Raw genomic sequence first — 19958 nt, forward strand, 5'->3', positions numbered from 1 at the left:
GGAGGACTACGTCAGGCTATGCGACGGATGTGGCCGCGCTGAGGCCGAGGGAATCGATTTTGTCCGGGCGGAAGCCTGACCAATGATCCTGCTCAGTGACCACAACGGGTGCTTGCATGTACCCCAATGCGCGCACCTGCTCAAGCGCCTCCGGGTCCTGGGAAATGTCTACGCTGCGGTAGGTGATTCCCTTCCTGTCCAGCGCGCGGTAAGTAGCGTTGCACTGCACACACGCTGGTTTCGTGTAGACCGTAACAGTCATGTCGTTCTCCCCTTGTGAAGTCACTGATTTTTGGGTTGCGCCGAAAGCCTAAACAACGCGTTTGCCGTATTTCCAAAAGGCGAAAATCGTTGTCCTGAAACCGGTTCCGCAAGCAACCGTTTGCATACCTAGATACTACATCTAGTGCATGCCATCATCCGGAACCCCAAGATGATGTATTACACGTATGTCATTCCCGCCGGTGATCGTCCACAAGAAATCCACAGGCATGAGTGCCCAGAAACCGCGTGAACAGCACGTTCTGAGCGCCTCGTCCACAACCTGTGGACCACGTTGCGCACAGGTAAATAACTTAAAGTCATGACCGTGTCGGATCCACCCCGGCGTGTCGCCACTACGTCAGCCGGAGACACTACTGCATCAAAAAAGGACGGGTACCAGCTATCACCGGTACCCGTCCTATCCCACGTAAATTACTTAGTCACGGCCACACGGGCCCGTGATACCAGCGAGCCGGTAGACGAACGCCGCCATCGCTTCCCTACTTGTTCCTTCCAGCCTGTGATATATGCCATCAGGGTAGCCGGTCGTGACACCGACATCCTTGAGCCAGGAGATTTCATGGTGGAACTGATCCCACGTCGGCACGTCTCCGAACGGGCGGGAATCAGGTGCCTCATAGGTACGGGCTGATTCCACATCACAGACATCGCCAGCGAACCGTTTCATGAAGGCTGCCATTGCGTCTCGGTTGACCGGAGTAACTGGACGGAAGGTTTTGTCGTGGTACCCATTGGTGAGTCCAACTGATTCCATCCAGGAAATCTCTTTGTAGAACAGGTTGTTAGTCGGTACATCCTTAAACGGTGACACCTTCGGCGCATCGAACGTGGGTTCGCCAGCCAGCCTGTAGAGGAAGGCCGCCATCGCGTCCCGGTTGACCTTCACCAACGGCCGGTATGTTCCATCCGGGTAGCCCGTCGTCAGAACCTGATCCGACATCCAGTTGATCTGTTCCTCGAACTTCGTACCGGGAATGTCACGAAAACGTGGCCCCGGCGTCGGCGTCGGAGTGGCCGTCGCGGTCGGGGCCGGCGTCGGCGTCGGAGTGGCCGTCGCGGTCGGGGTCGGCGTCGGCGTCGGTGTCGGAGTCGGTTCCGAACCCTCGCCCGAATCGATGACTACAGAGGTTGAACCCGGATGATCACCGTAGGTGATCATGCCTTGGTACGTCGTGTTTGGATCGAGGTCTTTCCACGAAATATCGAATTCTGTAGCCTCCCCCTTCTTCACATTGACTTCTGTTGGGGTTACCGTCAGCGGGTGTTCGCTCGCGCCGTCCGTCACCAACATGGTCGACAGGTCAAAGGGAACGGTCATACCCGAGCCCATGCTCCACGCGTAGATATTGAACCGGTATGTTCCTGCCGCGGGGTCTTCCAGAACAAGCTTTTCATCGTCGGCAGCAGATGCCCCGTCGTTGAAAAATTCTGCCCAGAACTTGCCGGACTCAGCCATCCTGAACCCGTAAAAGTCCAGGTCAGCCCCTTCGATAAGCCCGTCGAGTGTCACTGTGAGTTGCGATACCCCCTCCGGAACCTCCATGGAGAAACTCAGTGTTTCCTCCGTTGAGGCAAGCTCACCGCTGTGTTCGCTCTCAGGAGCGCTCGTATCACCTTCAACCGGGAAGCTGAAGCGCCCAGAGACAGGGTATCCGTCAGTGGCAGCGAAAGCTTTGGCGCTGAACAAGCCAGCAACCTCAGGAACCACCACACCGTCAGCACCAGCAGTGATCCCGACCGTCGCGGATCCGTTCGTACCAGTGGCCGCAATAGACTCCGGAACAATCAATGCACTGGGCTTCACTGCGAGCGGCATGCGAACGTTGCGCGCGTTGTCACCTTCCAGCGTCAGGTATCCGGTAGAGAATTCATTCACGGGTGCGGTGGTGTGGGCGAAGGCGATGGTGAAGAACTTTTCCTGCCCGGCCTTATCGAAGGTCAGAGGTGACGGGCTAACGGTGACGTCGAATCCCGGCAGGTCAGCACTGGCTGTATACGTTCCGGCCTCGGTGGCCTGGACCGTTCTGGTGATTTCTCGGACGCCGGCCATCGATCCGACGGCGATGGAGGGAAGGTTCAGATCCGTTCCGTTGATCGGTTCGGCGCCCGTATTGAATCCTGCCCATTTCAGGTAGCCGTCCCAGTCCGCTATCCCCGCGGGGAAGTACAGCCCGGGGTTGAGGAACTCTTCGGGGTTGACCTGCCCGGCACGCTGCGCGAAGACGTCCTGGGTGGACTCGCCGGCCTCGTTGACGAGGTCATAGGCGCTGGTCATCAGGGCCGATTTCACTTCGGCAGGCGATGCGTTCGGCTTGTTTCCCAGATAGAGAGCGCCGAGACCTGCGACGTGAGGTGACGCCATCGAGGTTCCCGACATGAAGACGTGCTGGGATTCAGCATCCGCAGCGTTCGCCCCAGCAGCGAGAACTCCTGTACCAGGGGCCCCGACGTCGGGCTTGAGCAGGTTCTGCCCATCCACGGTGATTGGTCCCCGACTGGACGAGGGAGCGATCTGCGGTGCTGGGATATCGAGTGGAGTTTCAGGTTCTGCCACGAACGCCGCCGTGGCGCCGGCGGTTGCCGCATACGTTTTGACCGCGTCATAGTAGTCCACTTCAAGGTGGACGGTTGGGACAGCGAATCCAATCGCATGAATGCCGGTTGATCCCCCGGGAGCGTTGATCATGACCATGCCTATTCCACCGGCGCGCTTGACCTCAGCGGCCTTTTCAACCAGCGCCACTGCACCACGGTCGCAGACAACGATGGTTCCTGTAGCCTTTGCAGAATCCAGTGATTTGGCGGCGCAGAGCTCCGGAGCTTCCACTCCAACGGAACCGACGACGGCGGCATTGACGAGCGATGTTGAGGGTACCCCGTCAAGGGGTACACTCACCGATGCGCCGGTGATGCTAGTACCGTCGCCCAGATTAACACCGGACTGCGGGGTGGTATACGTGGTGTTGGCTACGGTGGTAATCCATGGTGATGCGTTGTCCAGTGTTGAGGCACCGGGTCCGGAGTTACCGGCTGCCACGGCTACAAAGATTCCTGCATTTGCGGCGGCGAGAAATGCCCTGTCCGTGATCTCGACGGTGCTGCTGGCTGCAGCACCACCCATGGAGTAGTTGAGGACATCGACGCCGTCCTCCACCGCTGCATCGATGGCGCCCAGGATGTCCAGCATGCTGCATCCTGCGGAGTCGATTCCCGTCCAGCACGCCTTGTAGGCAGCGATTTTAGCTGCCGGCGCGACGCCGGAAATCTTCTGGACAGCGCCATTATCGAGTACCGCGTCTACGCCGAAGTTCCCGGCTGCAGTGCTGGCGGTGTGCGAGCCGTGACCGCTTCCGTCCCGGGGCGACTCGTACTCACCGGCGTCGACTGGTGCGATCTTGCCCACGCCGTATCCACCGACGAAATACCGGGCTGTGATGAGTTTCGTGTTGCAGTCATCAGCCGTGAACTGCACGCCGGTCTCACACGCACCAGAGAATGTTCCGCCGTCGGATTTCTCGAAGACTATGGAGTCTCCGTCAAGATGAGGGACTGCGCCGGGATCACTTGTCAGAGGCGCACCCGCAAACGAAGGATTCTCGGGAGCGATTCCGCTGTCAATAACTCCCACGACAATGCCTTTGCCAGCATTGTCGACGCCGCCCAGGCTCTCCTAGACCCCGCCTTTACCGTTGGCGTCATCACCTAGTCCCAGAAAATCGGTAGTTGAACGCTGCAGTTGAAGCATCGCGTCAGGTTCAAGACCGGCAACATTCTCGTTGGCGGCCAGGCGGGCGGCTTGGTCTGCCGTCAATTCCGCCGCGAAACCATTGGTTGCCATTGTGTAGTGGTACAGCGGGGCCACTCCCACGGCGGCTGCGACGCTGCTCTGCTTTTTCTCCAGAAACGCCGAGTAGCTCACGACCGGAACGGAACTGGCCTCGAGGACCTTACCGTTCGCGGGCGCAGTTGCCGCCATACCGTTGATTCCGCCATCGTAGGTGCTGACCGCTGGGGACTTCAGCGTGATGAGGTACTTTCCGGCGGCGAACGCGGACGCACCTGAAACGTCATCGGGCAGGATCGTTCCCGGTGCGGCCTGGGCTGCACCGGCAAGGCTAGCCACCGTCATGGACAACGCCGCCACTGCGGCAAGTGTCCGCAACGATCGGGTTCTGGTGCGCCGGTCAGGACGCAAGGGCATGTGCTCGTTCACAATTCTCTATTGATTCGTAAGACGAGTTCGGCTCCTGACGAGGAGCGACTCCTAATATCTACCGCCATGCCGGATCGTGTGATCCACAATACATAACGCTCGTCAGTCTAAGGTGGATACAGCAGCATGGGACCAAATTTTGTGGACGGACTACGCTGAACTACTGAAGCTCAGGGAAAGGAACACTGGTGGTAAATCCGATTCACCTGCGTACGCTGCTTGAAGTCATCCGTTCCGGCTCGTTCGCCGCCGCAGCAAACCGCCTGGGATACACCGCATCAGCTGTATCCCAGCAGATGTCCGCGCTCGAGCGTGACAGCGGCGTCCGCCTCTTTGAACGGGCGGCCAGAAGCATTGCGCCCACGGAAGCCGCCGTCGTCATGGCCCGCCACGCCGCGAAGGTCCTCACCGACCTTGACGCCCTGATGGCAGCAACCACCCGAACAGAACAGGGCACCTCACAGGAACTTCGGCTAGGCATCTTTCCGTCCCTGGCCACCTATGCACTCCCCCGACTTCTGCGAGCCCCAGAATGGCGCGACCTCGGCATCAATCTGAAGGTATACGTTGCCGAACCGTCGCAAACCATTCAGGGGCTGCGCTCGGGTGGTGAACTTGACGTCGCCCTTGTCTATCAGGTGGGACAGGGCGGGCTCGCCTGGCCCTCCAGCGTGAGCCGGCAGTGGATTGGCGACGATAATTTCAGGGTAGTCCTCCCGGAATCCTGGGGAATCCGCCCGGGCTCAGAGGTTACAGCGGCGCAACTGAGCGATATGCCATGGATAGTTCACCACCCAGGCACCAGCGACGCCGCCGTCATTGAACGGCTCTTTGCCAGCTGCAACCTCCACCCACGTGTGGTCTCGTACTGCGACGATTTCAACGCGTGTCTGGAAATGGCATCGGCCGGCCTCGGTGCGTCGCTGGTGCCCGAACTTGCCATGGTTCACAAAACCGAGGGCGTGGTGGTCCTCGATGTTCCGGAGATCCGTCTGGCCCGCAGCATTTTTGCTCTACTCATCAATGACAAGCAGACGGCGCGTGTCCGCCTCTTCATGGACCGGCTGGCCGATGTGCTGCGGGAGCAGAGCATAGCGCCCCGCCACGGTCCACTCAAACGCTAGCGCCCATCCTTTCCCGGATCTGAGAAACCGCTTCGACAAGGTTCGCCAAGGATGCCGTCGTCTCGGCATAGCCCCGCGTTTTGAGACCGCAGTCTGGATTGACCCACAGTTGACGTTCCGGCAGGTTCTGGACAGCAGTCTCGAGCAGACTGGCGATTTCCTCCGCCTCTGGGATTCTTGGAGAGTGAATGTCATACACGCCAGGGCCTACACCACGCCCGTAACCATGCGCGGCCAGGTCAGCGACCACCTCCATTCGCGAGCGCGCGGCCTCGATACTGGTCACGTCGGCGTCGAGCGCATCGATCGCGCCGATGATCTGACCGAACTCTGAGTAGCACAAATGGGTATGGATCTGCGTGCGGTCCCCCGCTCCGGAGGTAGCCAAGCGGAAGGCCTTGACTGACCAGTCCAGGTACTCGGCCCTGTCGACTTCCCGCAGTGGCAGAAGTTCGCGCAGCGCAGGTTCGTCCACCTGAATGATGGGGGTGCCTACATCCTCAAGGTCGGCAATTTCATCACGCAGGGCAAGAGCGACCTGCCTGGCAGTTTCATCGAGGGACTGATCATCGCGGACAAACGACCAAGCGAGGATGGTTACGGGGCCAGTGAGCATACCCTTGACCGGTTTGGTGGAGAGCGATTGTGCGTATTGGGTCCACTCCACGGTAATCGGTGTCGGACGGTGAACGTCGCCCCAGAGAATCGACGGCCGTGTGCAGCGGCTGCCATAAGACTGGACCCAGCCGTATTCGGTGACAGCGAATCCGTCCAGGTTCTCGGCGAAGTACTGAACCATGTCGTTGCGCTCGGGTTCGCCATGCACGAGAACGTCCAGTCCGAGGTTGTCCTGAAGTTCAATGACGCTGCGGATTTCTTCCTTCATGATCGCTGTGTACGCCGAGAGCGCGATACGGCCGTTTTTTACTCTGGCTCGTGCCGACCGGACAGCGGGTGTCTGCGGAAAGGAACCGATGGTGGTGGTCGGCAAGAGAGGGAGCCGGAGCGCTTTCGTTTGGACCAGCTGTCTCAGTGGGTAGGGCGAACGGGTGAAGTCCGCGGGTGCCAGGGCCGCTATACGGGCTCGGACATCGGTTCTGCGTACTCCGTCAGCGGTGGAGCGTTCGCCGAGGATCCTGTCAGATTCATTGATTTCTTGATCGATTGCGTGCGGGTTGCCGACCAGCCGCGCCAGAGTGAGCGTCTCGTCCACCTTCTGGTCCGCGAATGCCAGCCACGTCCGTAAGCGAGGAGGGAGCCCGCTCTCATCCTCGACGTCGTGGGGTACATGCTGCAAGGACGTTGACGTCGACACGGACAGATTCCGGGTTACCGCCTCCAACCGCGCCAGTCGGCGTGCGCCCAACGACAGATCGGCCTTCCAGACGTTGTGCCCGTCCACGAGCCCGGCGACGAGCACCGTCTCGCCTAGTTCTGCCAGGTCATCTGTGGAGGGAAGCCCGCCCTTGAAAATATCCAGATGCAGCGCATCAATAGCAGTACCGGCCAGAGCTGGCAGCAAGGGTCCAAGCGATCCGTAGGAGGTTGTGACCAGCAGTTTCGGTCGCTGCTGACACGCCGCGAGCCTGGTATAAACGGACGTCGTCACGGTGGCCAGTTCTTCCGGTGAAATGCGTTGGTCCGCGGTCAATGCGGGTTCTTCAAGCTGCACCCACTGTGCTCCGGCGGTCTTCAATCGTTCCAGAAGTTCTCCATACAACGGGAGAAGATCGTCGAGCCTTTCCAGGGGGTCAAACCCCTCAGGGGCGGAAGAGCATGCCTTGCTCAAAAGCAGGAACGTCACGGGCCCGATCAGGACCGGCCTCGTGGTGAACCCGGACTCGAGGGCCTCTACGAAGGTGTCCTCTATCCATCGGTTGGCCAGGCGGAATGGTGTCGCGGGACCGATCTCGGGAACCAGGTAGTGATAGTTGGAGTCAAACCACTTGGTCATTTCCAGCGGCGCGCGCTTACTGTCCCCGCGTGCCAGCGTGAAGTATGCGTCCAGCCCCAGCGTGCCGTCGTCGAACAGGTCGGAAAAGCGCTCAGGGACAGCGCCCAACGCGACGGCTGTGTCGAGCACCTGATCGTAGTAGGAAAACGTGGCGGGTATGGATGAGTCGTGCGGCCCCAGACCGCGGCGGACCAGATGACGATAGGTATCGAGACGCAACTGCGTAGCTACTCTGTGGAGCTCCGGTGCATCAGTGGTTCCATCCCAGTAGGCTTCCACTGCTCGTTTGAGCTCCCGACGCCGGCCAATGCGGGGGTAGCCGTTGATCGTTGCTGTGGGGAATTCGTGGCTCATGGTCGTGTACCTGTCTGTGTAGTGGTTTTTTGCCTGCGCGTCGTTGCCGTGTGCGGACGCTTGAGATCGAGCTGTTCCAGTACCTCTAACGCGGCAGAATGTTCGTTGAACGTGTAGAGATGGAGCCCCGGGGCGCCAGAGTCTAAAACATCACTGATGAGATCGACGGTGGCGCGTATCCCCATTCGCTGCTGGTCGCCCCGGTCCCCCGCGCTGATGAGCTGGTCCCGGAGTTTTTGATCCATTTCCAGCCCAGCGAGCTCAACCAATCGGTCGAGCCGGCGGACGTTGGTCAATGGCATGATGCCGGGAATGATGGGGATGACCACGCCCGCGCGACGGGCGGCGGAGACAAGGCTTTTGTACTGCCCGGGTTGGAAGAACACCTGCGTAATGGCAAAGTCCGCTCCCGACCCCTGTTTTGCCAACAGGACCTCGATGTCGTGGCTGAAACTTGGCGATTCCGGATGCTTGACGGGATAGGCAGCGACACCGACTGCCAGCCGCCCGGCGCAGAGTTCCGCGGCACGGCGTCGCTCTACCTGCCGGATAAGCTCCACCAGCTGCTGGGCATACCGCAGGCCATGACTCGGCGTCTGTTCGTCGTCCATCCGGTCCCCACGCAGGGCGAGAACTCCCCTGACACCACTGGTGATGAGCTCATCAACTATTCCTGCGAGCGTTGTCCGGTCTGCTCCGGTGCAGGTCAGATGCGCCAATGGTTTCAATGTCGTTTCATGGCGCAGCCGGTCAAGGAGGCCGACGGCGATGTCTCGGTTGGACCCAGATGATCCGTAGGTGACGGAGACAAAATCCGGTGCCGTGGTTTCGAGTCGGCGGATGGTGTCCCAGAGATGTGTATTGGCTGTGGTGTTCCGTGGCGGATAGAGCTCATAGGAGAGCGCCAGGTAGCTGACTGATGCTTGGTCCAGGCCTTCTGGAGGTGATTTCGGGTATGGCGGTGCCAGAGTCGGTGGAGACATGTTTTTGTCCTTGGTGTGGGCCGAGCGGTTCCGATGCGGGCGTGACGCGAATAGCGCCGAGCGCACTGAAACCGATTCGGTATTGGCTGTATGGAAAGGCGCAAGAGTTTTTTGGCGTGCGACCGCACCACCACATTTATCCTGCGCGTGCATCAAATGTCAGGCCCACATGGGGGCACCCACACCTTCGTCAGAGAAGGTCGCTGACCCGTTACCTTGGTAACTGTTGAGAACGCTATCGGGGGTTGATAGCAGGTTCAAATTTTTTGGTCACAGATTACGCCAACATGACGTACCTAGGGGGGTGCCCCTATCTGCTTCGTCAAGGGTTTTGCTGGGTAGTTCCAGATTTCATTCGATGCAGATTCTAGGCATGGCGAGGCGGACCCTCTTGGCTGGATATCGTTGCCAATCGGGCCAGGCGAGGTCTCGTATCAGGCTGCCAGTGCTACCCGTTCCTGGTAGATGGTCCCGTCGCGCAGCATCGCGAACAGGACATTGCAGCGGCGTCTGGCCAAGGCGATAACGGCTTGGTTGTGTCTCTTGCCTTCGGCGCGTTTGCGATCGTAGTAGGCCCGACAGACAGGGTCATGCAGGGACGCGAATGCTGAGAGGAACAGTGCCCGTTTCAGGATCTTGTTGCCTCTGCGCGAGGAGTGATCTCCGCGAATGGAAGTACCCGATCTCCAGGTCACCGGGGCGAGCCCGGCATAGGAACCCAGATGCCCGGCGGTCTTGAAGTCCTTGCCCGTGACCTCGGTGAGGATCCTGGCTTCTGTCCTGACGCCGACCGCCGGTAGAGACGTCAGGAGGACGTGAAGAGGGTGAGCCTCCACGATGGCCTCGACCTGTTCCAGGACTTCGGCGCGGGCGGTGCGGGTTTGCGCGAGGGACTTGGCGAGCTGCGGCAGCACAATCGCGGCTGCGTTGGTGCCCGAGACGACGACGCTCTGCTCGTCAAGGGCCGCGAAGACCTCGGCTGCCCAGCGTTTACCAGCCCGTGGCGCGTGCTTGCGCAGCAGGGTTTCGACCCTCGCGTGGCCGGCCTTGCGCAGTGCTGCGGGGGTTGGATATTTGGCCAGCAGTTCAGGCATCGCCTGATGGGCAAGGTGCGGGCCGATGACCCGTTCCAGGGCCGGGTGGATCTGTGTGAGCAGGCCACGGATCCGGTTGGAGGAGGCGGTGGCTTGCTTGGCTAGATCATCGTCGAAACCGCAAAGCATCGATAGCTCCGCAACCTGCTCATCGGCAACTTTCACCGAGCGCAGGGTATGGGGCATCGTGCGTGCTGCTTCAGCAATTATGAATGAGTCTCGAGCATCCGTCTTAGCCTCGCCGGGGTGCAGGTCAGCGATGCGGCGCATCGCTAGTCCGGGAAGGTATCCGACCAGGATGCCTTCGGCCTGGGCCACGGCGACCGGCAAGGCGCCGATGGTCGCCGGCTGGTCGACCACGAACAGCGCGCGGCCGTGCTTGGCAAGGGAGCAGATGATTTCCTTGAGTTTGGCTTCATCCTGGGGCAGGGCCTTGTCCAGGAGCTTCTTTCCCGCCCGATTCAGGGCAACTGCGTGGTGGTCGGTCTCGCCGACGTCGACACCGATGAAAACATCGATGAGTTCATGTTCGTTAATCAATGCCAAACCTCCGAAAACCTTGGTCGTGCCCACGGATGTGACGGTGCTGGCATGTCCTACGGCTCCAAGGCTCGGCATCCACGTTACGGCCGATCTCGACAGTGTTTCCCGCCCTAATCCGGCCCCTATTAGCGATATCCCTGGCGCCTATCGGTCACCGGTGACAGCACCCCCCGGATCATCGATGACTGGGGGAATTAATCATGCCGGGACCGACAGGCCAGCAACCCCAATTCTTGCTCACTGAGGGGCTACTAAAAAGGTAACGGGGGTTACCATCCAACCCGTGGTGGTGCGTCTCCGCTGCGTCCTGGAGCTGTTCGTGGCGGCGGGTGTCTTCACGCAGCTGCGCCGAATCCCTTTTTTGCTGTTGGATTTTTTTGAGCTTGCCCGTTGATTCCTCGGGTTCGGCTTTCGGTGGTTGAGCTGTGGTCTCTGCCGGGTTGTTCTTGGTTGGTGTGTTCTGTTCTAAACGCTTCCGTGCAGATTCGAGTTTCTTGCCGGCTTCAGCGTTGTCCTTCTGAAAGCAGCGCTCGGGTGTGGCTTCGATGACCTCTAGTTCGCGGGTATAGGCGCTGTGTTCTCGACTGGAGTGCTGATCGCCCATCGATTCCAGGCTGAGAACGAGGTTGGTGCGGACTCTGCACTCGAATGGCCCACTGGCGTGGTTCAGCGCTGATTCAAAATTCTCAACGGCCTCAGTGTGGTGGGAGTTGTCCGCGCTGGAAATAGCGTCCTCACCGGTGTCCGGGTCCGTGATGTAATCCCCTGGTTGAGTTTCGCCGGCACCATAATTCTGCAGCATGGGCCCGCCGTCCGGTGTCCCCTAGCCGAGGACGGCCCCTCCGGTAACCAGGGAACCCACGACGTCGAAGCGTTCCGGAGGACTGCTGGTCGTATGTTCGCCATCGCCCAGATAGTAGACAAGCCGGGCCCGGTCCGGTCTCCGCTCGTAAGCAGCCGAGAGTGAGTCCCGTAGCAAATCCCTGCCCCGTGACACGCTGCTGCCCTGAGAGTAGAAGGCGATCTCCGGTTCCGTCGTGTCCACGAGGATGAACACGTCTACGTCGGCTGCCGCCGCCGGCCCGGTATCGGCATCGCCCACTCCCGGACGTAGGAGGGCAAGCGCCACGAGGACTGCGATTCCCGCCCGCACCAGCCAAGCTCCCGACCGCAAACGGCGCTGCCGGCGCGCCAGCATCCACTGAAGCAGCGCGAACCCGAGCATCAAAAGCACCATCGCGAGCAACACCGGCCATCCGCTGCCAGGATCCAGACTCACCGTTCCGCCCTCCACACCAGCACCAGCACCAGCACCAGCACCAGCACCAGCACCAGCACCATGAAGAAGTCTTGGCCACAGCATGAGAATCATTGACCAGGTAGTACCTGCCGCCCGTGCCCTCAACAGACTCCTGCATCTCCATCGATTCGGCATTACCTCGGGACTGCATTTCCCGTTGGTCGCCATTGATGCCATAGACCCGGATTCCCCGCTCCAGGGCAAGAGCAGCAGCTTCGGGGAGAGTGAAAAGTGACTTACCGGTCAGTTGATTGTCAGTGGCCAGGATGACTGAACGCGAGCGCTCCTGTTCCGGCAGGTCAAAGGACGTGAGGCAGGAGGCAAGGCCATCGCCGATCAGAGACGTTCCCGTTCCGCCATAGGTTCCCGCGAAGTAGCGGTAGCTGTCCTTGGAGTGGGTGAGCGCATCGTGGGCTTTGTCTAGCTGTTGCTGGATATACACGTCATTGTCGGTCAGCGGAAATACTTGGACGGCGGCGCTGTCGAAGATCACCAGGCCCACTCGTGAGGATCGCCAAAATCCGTTGGCGTATCGAGCACGACTACCGCGAACTGAAAACCGGCCTCGGCCTGGACCACTTCGAAGGCCGGACCTGGCTCGGCTGGCACCACCACGCCACCCTCGTCACCGCAGCCCATCTGTTCATCACCACACTGCGCCTAACGCGCCCAAAAGCGCCTGGGGCAGCCTGAGTCTCAACGGTATCCTCCGCGAGCTCCAACACCTCGTCGCCGTCAGGACCGGATACTGCCCCTACTGCCACCCACGAACACCAACCTAACTAAGTACTGCTAGGCGCCGCGGACAAAGAGGTGGCTTCCCTGTCGGACCCGACAGGGAAGCCGACAAACGCCGCGACGTCGTCGATTACTCCTTCAACACCTTCAAGCAATGGCGAGGACTCGCTATACGATACGCAAATTCGACCTCACCTATGGCGGCGGAGTCGTCCTCCGCACCATCACCATCTGGCTCAAGGAATTAGGAGACACAGGTTGGGTCCCTTGGTGCTGGAACAGGACGATTCCCTGGCCGCCGCTGACCGGCGCATCATTCCCGCACAGCTACGTGTCCACGACAACAGAGGCCTGCGGTACACGCATATACGCCGTAACGAGGAGCCCCTGCTGTGGGCCGGCGACGTCGTCGCGTGGTGCTTCCAAAACGGCGGACCCTGGGGGCAGGCCTCGAACCAATGACTGCCTCGCCGCGGTCTGAGTTCCACCGACCAGCGGAGCACCCGACGGGCTTCCACCAGGACCGATGGACGTCCGATAAGCCGATCCCCTTATGCAGTGCGTTGTCCCTCCCCTTTCGGGCTATTCCCAACGTCGAACAGCGGCCCGTACGATGAAACTTAGGTCGCTTTGAGAGGAGCGCAGGTGGTACTCAGCGATGCTGACCATAAAGATTCCAAGTCCATCGCAGGACCAGTGAAACAACGACTTCGATGGCCACTTGCTATATGCATTCTCCTCATTGGAGCGGCCAATGGTGTTCTGATCTTGGTTTCGGCGCCGGTTTGGGCAAGGCTGATTCCGGTCTGGGTCGGTTTGGTCATTCTGATCGCCCTGCTGGCGGTAATACTGAGCCAACATGCCAAACGGAGCGGTATACAGCGGCGGGGGTCCGAGGAGAAGTCGTATTGGGGGTGACCAACGTGGATGGGGCTGCATCCAAACGTCGAAAGTGTGTTGCTCTGAGGGATGGCAGATTCTGGCGGTCAACCGGAGCTGCCGTGCCGCTCACCCCTGGACCGGTTCCGCCGCAGGTGGCCCTGCCAGGGAGTCTTGGTCTCCGGGGAGTGGGCCATGCACGACCTATACCGGGCAGTGAGATCGTTCGGCAACCGCGGAACTGACCGAGCCTAGATGCAGTCCCGTGAAGCCACCGTGACCCCGGCTTCCGACCACGACCATCGAAGCGTTCTTACTCTCCTCGATAAGTACCTGCGCAGCCGAGCCGCACCTGATGACATTTTCCACTGGACGGGGTGGTTCTGCCCCGAAGGCGGATTCCAGTGCCTCGGCAAGTACGCTGCTGGCGATCTCATCCGGATGCCAATCAACAGGGACATAAGCATCAAACGTCATCGGATACTGCCACACCGCGACGGCGCGCAGTGAGCTGCCAGCCAGTGGAACAAGATGAGCAGCCCACCGTAAAGCGGCAATTGACGATGCGGACCCATCAACCCCCACCACGATAGTGCCCTTACCTGTGGTCTCTGTGCCCTCACGCTCCATAAGTACCTCCGTGCATGTAGATGTTGATCAATTCCAGCTTTCACTCAGTCCTAGGCGTTAATCATTACCTTGAGCGCTTTGGTTTCGGCCGCGCGGCTGAACACATCGTAGGCCTCAACGATTTCCGCGAGGTTGAACGTGTGGCTCACGAAGTCTTCCGTGACGATCTTTTTTTGCGCCACCATTTTCAACAATATGTCCAGCGTGTTCGTGTTGACGAGCCCCATGCTGATGTTGATATTTGAGATCCACAGTTCCTGCAACGGCAGTTCCACCGGCTTGCCGTGCACGCCAACATTTGCCACATGTCCGGCGGGTCGAACGATGTCCAAGCACATCGCAAAGGTTTGCGGAATGCCTACCGCCTCGATCGCGACGTCAACGCCGAGCCCGTCGGTCAGGGCCAACACCTGCTGCTTCCAGTCCTTATCACTGGAGACGACCGCATCCGTGGCACCAAGCGCCTTGGCCTTCTCCGTCCGATTAGAGTCCAAGTCAATGGAGATAACCTTGGACGGACCGTACAGCCCGACCGTGGCGATCACCGCAAGGCCGACCGGACCCGCTCCAATCACCGCGACCACGTCGCCAGCCTTGACCTGCCCGTAGCGGACCCCGATTTCATGACCGGTTGGGAGAATGTCTGATAGCAATGTGCCCTGCTGCGGGGACACTTCCTCGGGCAGTAGATAGACCGACGTCTCGCCGAACGGTACGCGCACGTACTCCGCCTGCGTGCCGTCTATCAGGTGGCCGAAGATCCAGCCGATGCCGGGTGCGCCCTCGGCCGCGAGGCAATGTGAGAATACACCCTGTTTGCAGTATCCGCAGTGGCCGCACGCCGAAACGCAGGAGAGGATGATCTGGTCTCCAACTTTCAGAGTGGTCACGGCCGCTCCGACCTCGGTGATCGTGCCCACCCCCTCGTGGCCAAGAATCCTGCCTCGCGTGACGGCAGGAACATCACCCTTTAGAATATGCAGATCGGTTCCGCAGATCGTCGTCGTGTCGATTTTCACGATAATGTCGGTCGGCTCCTTGATGACCGGATCCGGCACATCCTCCCACGACTTTTGATTCGGTCCTTTATAGACGAGTGCTTTCATTTTTATTCGCCATCCTTCATGGGCTGGATATGCTCCGTTATCTCCTCTCATTCTTGCTCCTACGGCTGCGGCTGGCTAGGGTAACGGGGCCGGTTACCCGCCCGCGCCGTTTGCGAGCACTCTGGACCCGCCCCATCGCATCGGCCGCTGGCCGCGGCCAGCGGACTTAAACTTGTCGCACCCACTGGGAAGACGCGTCAGACAGCCGCTATCCCTGGCTGTAGGCGGCGGATTCCTTGGCGCAATGCTGGCCGGAGCCTGGCTGCGGTAATAGGGAAGCGAACCATCTCCTCGCGTGCGCGCCAGCACACGGGGACAGAGAAAGCTCTTCCGCAGATGAGAGCGGGTACTGGGGGTGCGTTTGGGGGTGCAGTCAAGGCGCTCTTCCGTGCGATTGCCGATTTGATTGCCGCGATCTTCAGCATCTAGCCACCGTGTTTCGTGCGCGATGATGGGATGCCCGTTCCTGGTTGAACGGTGCCGTGAAAGTACCAATGCCATGCTGACCCCCTGTAGTTCACTCCTCCGCGTACTGGCCTGTGATCGCTCGTAGCTTGAGGAGGGAGCGGGCGCAGTTCATCCCACTCTTCAGTGCCAAGGTGATCGCGCCACTGGCGCTCAATGCCTTCCTCCTCCTACCCGGCGCTTGCGATGGCGGGATTCTATTGATCGAAGCAACACCTACTTTCAGGGTGGTTCGATATGTATCTCAGTTCCGTATCAGCAACAGGTGTCGGGTTTCTTGCCGCGACCAGGGACGGGCATGGTCTCAAACGCGCCGCCCGGGAAGCGGGCATCAGTGACGACTTCACAGAGGATCACCATGTCCCGTATCGCAGAACGCAAACTGACATTGGACGCTACTAATGCTCCGGCAGGTGTGCTTGGTGCTACCGCACCCTAACGATGCCCTGCAGTCGACGGCCAGGATTCGGCACCTACAGGGTTGCCGGAATGACCTGCCGCACTGCGGGCATCGCGTCGCCGCCGTGGTGCCTCAACGTCAAGTTATTTGTGTAAGTGATGAGCATCTTTTTTAGTTGAGGTATTCGTCGAGTCGTTCCGGGTAGGTGATGGCGAGGTGGCCCAGAGCCTGGGTCCAGCCCGATGTGGCGGCTCCTTCGACGAGGTGGTTTCCAGCGGATTCCTTGTTAGTTTTCCGGCTCTTGCGGCGTTCGGAGGCCCGTTTGTCCTCGATGTTGCAGATCGAGAGTCAGAGCAGTTTCACGGCGGCCTGGTCGTTGGGGATCGACCACGAGTGCTTCACCTTCGGCCTGACAGCCGATGAGGTAGCTTGCCTGGGACAGGTCTTCGTCGTAGATGCGCCCCCGCCAAAACGGACTCGCCACCGCGTTGCGGGAACTAGGAAGACTGGAACGGACCCTCTTCCTGCTGGACTGGCTCCAAAACCCCGGCCTGCGCCGGAAAGTCACCGCCGGACTGAACAAAGGCGAGGCCCGGAACACCCTGGCAAGAGCGGTGTTCTTCAACCGGCTCAGCGAAATACGCGACCATTCCTTCGAACAACAGCGCTACCGTGCCAGCGGACTAAACCTCCTCACGGCAGCCATCGTCCTCTGGAACACCGTCTACCTCGACCGGACCATCACCAACCTGAACAGCGACGGCCCCACCACGGACCCGGACCTCCTGCGGTTCCTCCCTCCCCTGGGCTGGGAACACATCAACCTCACCGGCGACTACACCTGGCCACGCGCCAACCACATCAAACCCGGCAAATACAGGCCACTACGACGATCCGGAAAACCTTAGCGTCGGATATTTCACTTTTTCACAAGCCACCCCTAGGTGCGCGCGGGCAGTTGCTCTCTGGACGCTCGAGACCGGAAGGCAACAAAAAGTCCGGCGCCTGTCAGAAGCACCAGCAGGATCAGCCCCAGGATCAACCCCACCGGCGAGTACTGCTCCGGTGGGAACAGTCCATCCGTTGCGGTACAGGGAAACGAAAGACTCAAGGGGTGCCCCGCCGGTGCTTCTCGAGCAGCGCGATCGCACCCGCCACCAGCTCCGGCGTTCCACTGATGCTCGATGACGCCGTGCCCGTCCTACGCAGCAGGGACTCCATAGCTTCCCGACGGGCATTCTCAGCTACACGGTATTGTGCAACAACTGAGGCACGCAGACGTCCCAGCAAGGCCTCCAGTCGCTCACCCGCTTCGGGCTCATCGGCAATCACCACCAACAGAGTCCGACGACGGATGTGCCGGCTCACATACTCGAGCTGAGTCAGCAACGCTCCTGAGGCATTGTCAACCGAATGAGGGTCGATGTCACTTATAGCGCGGAGCAGCACCTCCAACTGCGTCTCACTACCGTTGAACGGATGGACCGTGGTCGATGTTGCTGGACCCGAGACCATGCCGATGGGATCTCCGTGGCGGATGGCGATATGGCGCAGCACACCGAGTGCATTCTCGGTGGCATCGAGCCGGCTCTCCCCTGCCTCAGTGACGGCAGACATCAGGCAGCCAGTGGGCACCACAAAAAGGACATTGTGGTGTCGCGCCGCAACATAGCGCCGGATCAGTGGGGCGCCGTGTCTGGCCGTCGCTTTCCAGTCAATATCGCGAACCTCATCACCCGGCGCGTAAGCCCGCAGGTCCTCAAAGTCCAGGCTGCGCCCCTTGAACGTCGATCCGTACCCGCCGTCAAGAAGTGCTCTCGATCGTCGATGCGCATGAATGAACACCCGCGACCTGACATCGTTCAGCAGTGTAAGCATGCGTTCAGGGTGTCCGGACGGTGGCCAAGAGGGCGTCCACCACGTCATCCTGTGTGACGCCCGCAGCAACAGCCTCGAATCCGAGAATGATGCGATGCCTCAGGACCCGGTGCGCCAGTTCCTTGATGTCCTCCGGCAGAACATGATCCCGGCCCTGGAGAAGTGCCACACACCGTGCGGCTCGACTGAAGGCGATACTTGCCCGCGGGCTGGCCCCCCACTGCACCATGCGGACAAGCTCAGGGGTCAAGAGCCCTCCGGGATATCTCGTGGCATGAACGAGAGACACAATGTACTCGACCAGCGATGCATCGAGATAGATCCGCGGAACGTCGGCCTGCAGGCGAAGGATTTCATCACGCCCGACCACCGGATCCATGTGGCCCTCCAGCCGGCCATCATGCACCCTGCGTACTACCTCGGCTTCCTCGGCCGCAGAGGGATACTGCAGCCGTTCCTTGAACAGAAACCGGTCCAACTGCGCCTCCGGCAACACGTAGGTCCCCTCCTGCTCGATCGGATTCTGGGTTGCCAGCACCAGGAAAGGCGACGGCATCGGGTAGACGGCACCGCCAATGCTCGTTTGGCGCTCCTGCATCGCTTCGAGCATTGCGCTCTGCGTCTTGGAACTAGACCGGTTGATTTCATCCAACAGGACAATGCTGGCATGCACCGGGCCCAGCTCGGTCTTGAATGTTCCCGTGCCAGCGTTATAAATCTGCGTTCCCACAATGTCGCTGGGCAACAGGTCAGGCGTGCACTGGATCCGGCTGAACGACACCGCAATGGCATCTGCGAGAGTCTGAGCCGCCGTCGTCTTCGCCAGGCCTGGAACGGCTCGTGCATTCATGACTCCCAAAGTAGAGGCTCTCCAGCACCCATAGCCTAACGAACACGCTGACACGGCAACGTTTGCAACCTGCATACTTAGGACATGGCAACCCCTCCCCAAGCGGCATCCACGGCGCGCTGGTTCCGTCAACGGTTCATGCCGTTAGCTACCCACCACAGACTTCTACTGGCCCTGAAATCTGCCCTGGCTGGAGCCCTCGCCTGGTGGGTTGCGCTCCTCATGCCTGGAGTGGCCGCGGAATTCCCGTACTATGCGCCAATCGGCGCCATGGCCGCCATGTACACGACGGTAGGCGGCTCCATCAAACAGGGCATGGAGACACTCGTCGGGCTGGGATTTGGAATCCTCGTGGCGTTCCTCGTCACGCAGGTTGCCGCGCCGAATATGTGGACAGTCGCACTTGTCGTCGGTATCGGCGTCCTGGTTGCCGGACTGCCACGCATGGGTGCGGGCAAAGACCTCATACCGACAGCGGCACTAATCGTCATGCTGCTTGGGGACCAAGACCCCAACGGATTCTCTCTTGGCTACTTCATCCAGATGCTCGTGGGCGTCGCTGTGGGACTCCTGGTCAACTCAACTCTGTTCCCCCCGCTCCACCTCAACGGCGCCGTCAATGGTCTTGCCGAACTGCGATCAACCCTGAGCCTCCAGCTCGACGACATGTCAGCGGCCATTCTGGAATCATGGCCGCCTGAGCACCAGGAGTGGTCCAAACGCGGCGACGGTCTGTCTCAGCTGAGTCGGAAAGTGCACGACGCCGTCGCCCTCGCAGAGGTCAGCCAGAAGGGAAACTTCCGCCGAAAAATTAACAGACGCGATGTCAACGCGGACGTCGATCTGCTCAAAGCCCTCGAACGCACAACATTCCACGTTCAGGATGTTACCGAAATTCTGGCCAGCGCCATTTGGGACAGTCCGGATGAAACCCCGGTCAGCCAATCGACAGCAGACCCGTTGTCCAACGCCTTCGCCGCATGTTCGACAGCCATCAGCGAATGGGATCCCGAATCAGAGAGTTACCGCGTAGCCGAGGACGCCGTCCATGAACTCCAGCGGGCACTCAACACAACAGCACGCAAGGACGAAGCCATACAAACCACGGCATCGCTGGCCGTGAGCCTGCGCCGCATGCTCTGGGCCATCAGAACATAATCGA

16 protein-coding genes and 3 pseudogenes are annotated in these 19958 nt (G+C 60.1%); 6 read left to right on the top strand and 13 right to left on the bottom strand.

Going from position 1 to position 19958, the window contains the following annotated elements:
- Positions 1-16 precede the first annotated feature (16 nt).
- The 3 genes from nrdH to JOE65_RS15165 form a co-directional block, all read right to left on the bottom strand.
- Entirely contained in the window at positions 17-262 is a 246-nt protein-coding gene (gene nrdH / locus JOE65_RS09765) for a glutaredoxin-like protein NrdH (protein WP_205162995.1), read from the bottom strand.
- 438 nt (positions 263-700) lie between these two features.
- A complete protein-coding gene (locus JOE65_RS09770) occupies positions 701-3949 on the bottom strand; it encodes a S8 family serine peptidase (protein ID WP_239537100.1) in 3249 nt (1082 codons plus the stop codon).
- A gap of 6 nt (positions 3950-3955) precedes the next feature.
- Entirely contained in the window at positions 3956-4498 is a 543-nt protein-coding gene (locus JOE65_RS15165) for a protease inhibitor I9 family protein (protein WP_205162997.1), read from the bottom strand.
- Between the two features lie 188 nt (positions 4499-4686).
- Here JOE65_RS15165 and JOE65_RS09780 point away from each other — a divergent pair, with 188 nt between their 5' ends.
- Positions 4687-5622 carry a LysR substrate-binding domain-containing protein gene (locus JOE65_RS09780; RefSeq protein WP_205162998.1) on the top strand — a complete coding sequence of 312 codons (936 nt, stop codon included), beginning with the start codon at positions 4687-4689 and terminating at the stop codon, positions 5620-5622.
- On the opposite strand, the gene metE is transcribed toward JOE65_RS09780, so the two are convergent.
- The 5 genes from metE to JOE65_RS15170 all read right to left on the bottom strand — a co-directional run bounded on the left by metE (position 5612) and on the right by JOE65_RS15170 (position 11913).
- Positions 5612-7930 (bottom strand): 5-methyltetrahydropteroyltriglutamate--homocysteine S-methyltransferase, encoded by a 2319-nt coding sequence (metE, locus tag JOE65_RS09785; RefSeq protein WP_205162999.1) that lies wholly within the window; start codon positions 7928-7930, stop codon positions 5612-5614. The two genes, JOE65_RS09780 and metE, sit on opposite strands and share 11 nt — an antisense overlap.
- On the bottom strand, positions 7927-8913 hold the full coding sequence (locus tag JOE65_RS09790; protein WP_205163000.1) for a methylenetetrahydrofolate reductase: 987 nt from the start codon (positions 8911-8913) through the stop codon (positions 7927-7929). The genes metE and JOE65_RS09790 overlap by 4 nt, the downstream gene beginning before the upstream one ends.
- 434 nt (positions 8914-9347) lie before the next feature.
- Positions 9348-10547 carry an IS110 family RNA-guided transposase gene (locus JOE65_RS09795; RefSeq protein ID WP_476693095.1) on the bottom strand — a complete coding sequence of 400 codons (1200 nt, stop codon included), beginning with the start codon at positions 10545-10547 and terminating at the stop codon, positions 9348-9350.
- 178 nt (positions 10548-10725) lie between these two features.
- Positions 10726-11352: a hypothetical protein gene (locus tag JOE65_RS09800; RefSeq protein ID WP_205163001.1), complete on the bottom strand. Its 627-nt coding sequence runs from the start codon at positions 11350-11352 to the stop codon at positions 10726-10728.
- Between the two features lie 21 nt (positions 11353-11373).
- The gene (locus JOE65_RS15170) at positions 11374-11913 is read right to left on the bottom strand and encodes a hypothetical protein (protein ID WP_239536679.1); all 540 of its coding nucleotides are present in this window, start codon (positions 11911-11913) and stop codon (positions 11374-11376) included.
- Between JOE65_RS15170 and JOE65_RS15175 the strand changes: the two genes are divergently transcribed.
- The 3 genes from JOE65_RS15175 (at position 11912) to JOE65_RS09815 (ending at position 13050) form a co-directional block, all read left to right on the top strand.
- A complete protein-coding gene (locus tag JOE65_RS15175; protein WP_239536680.1) occupies positions 11912-12085 on the top strand; it encodes a hypothetical protein in 174 nt (57 codons plus the stop codon). The genes JOE65_RS15170 and JOE65_RS15175 overlap by 2 nt on opposite strands.
- Before the next feature lie 227 nt (positions 12086-12312).
- The gene (locus JOE65_RS09810) at positions 12313-12543 is read left to right on the top strand and encodes a transposase (RefSeq protein WP_420827522.1); all 231 of its coding nucleotides are present in this window, start codon (positions 12313-12315) and stop codon (positions 12541-12543) included.
- Between the two features lie 315 nt (positions 12544-12858).
- On the top strand, positions 12859-13050 hold the full coding sequence (locus tag JOE65_RS09815; RefSeq protein ID WP_205163003.1) for a hypothetical protein: 192 nt from the start codon (positions 12859-12861) through the stop codon (positions 13048-13050).
- A gap of 621 nt (positions 13051-13671) precedes the next feature.
- Here JOE65_RS09815 and JOE65_RS09820 read toward each other — a convergent pair.
- The 3 genes and pseudogenes from JOE65_RS09820 to JOE65_RS15180 all read right to left on the bottom strand — a co-directional run.
- Positions 13672-14097 carry a universal stress protein gene (locus JOE65_RS09820; RefSeq protein WP_205163004.1) on the bottom strand — a complete coding sequence of 142 codons (426 nt, stop codon included), beginning with the start codon at positions 14095-14097 and terminating at the stop codon, positions 13672-13674.
- Between the two features lie 50 nt (positions 14098-14147).
- Positions 14148-15203, bottom strand: a complete 1056-nt coding sequence (locus JOE65_RS09825) for a zinc-dependent alcohol dehydrogenase family protein (protein WP_205163005.1) — start codon at positions 15201-15203, stop codon at positions 14148-14150.
- Positions 15204-16239: 1036 nt separating this feature from the next.
- Positions 16240-16452: pseudogene (locus JOE65_RS15180) on the bottom strand (IS256 family transposase); the annotation flags it as partial.
- 77 nt (positions 16453-16529) lie between these two features.
- Between JOE65_RS15180 and JOE65_RS09830 the strand changes: the two are divergent.
- Positions 16530-16976, top strand: a pseudogene (locus JOE65_RS09830) (Tn3 family transposase); the annotation flags it as partial.
- Between the two features lie 199 nt (positions 16977-17175).
- Here JOE65_RS09830 and JOE65_RS09835 read toward each other — a convergent pair.
- Both JOE65_RS09835 and JOE65_RS09840 read right to left on the bottom strand, forming a co-directional pair.
- Positions 17176-17946 (bottom strand): DUF58 domain-containing protein, encoded by a 771-nt coding sequence (locus JOE65_RS09835; protein WP_205163006.1) that lies wholly within the window; start codon positions 17944-17946, stop codon positions 17176-17178.
- 4 nt (positions 17947-17950) lie between these two features.
- A pseudogene (locus JOE65_RS09840) lies at positions 17951-18808 on the bottom strand (AAA family ATPase); the annotation flags it as partial.
- Between the two features lie 72 nt (positions 18809-18880).
- Between JOE65_RS09840 and JOE65_RS09845 the strand changes: the two are divergent.
- Positions 18881-19954: an FUSC family protein gene (locus JOE65_RS09845; protein WP_239536682.1), complete on the top strand. Its 1074-nt coding sequence runs from the start codon at positions 18881-18883 to the stop codon at positions 19952-19954.
- The last annotated feature ends 4 nt before the right edge of the window (positions 19955-19958 follow it).

It is taken from the genome of Arthrobacter roseus, assembly GCF_016907875.1.
GTDB lineage: Bacteria > Actinomycetota > Actinomycetes > Actinomycetales > Micrococcaceae > Arthrobacter_J > Arthrobacter_J roseus.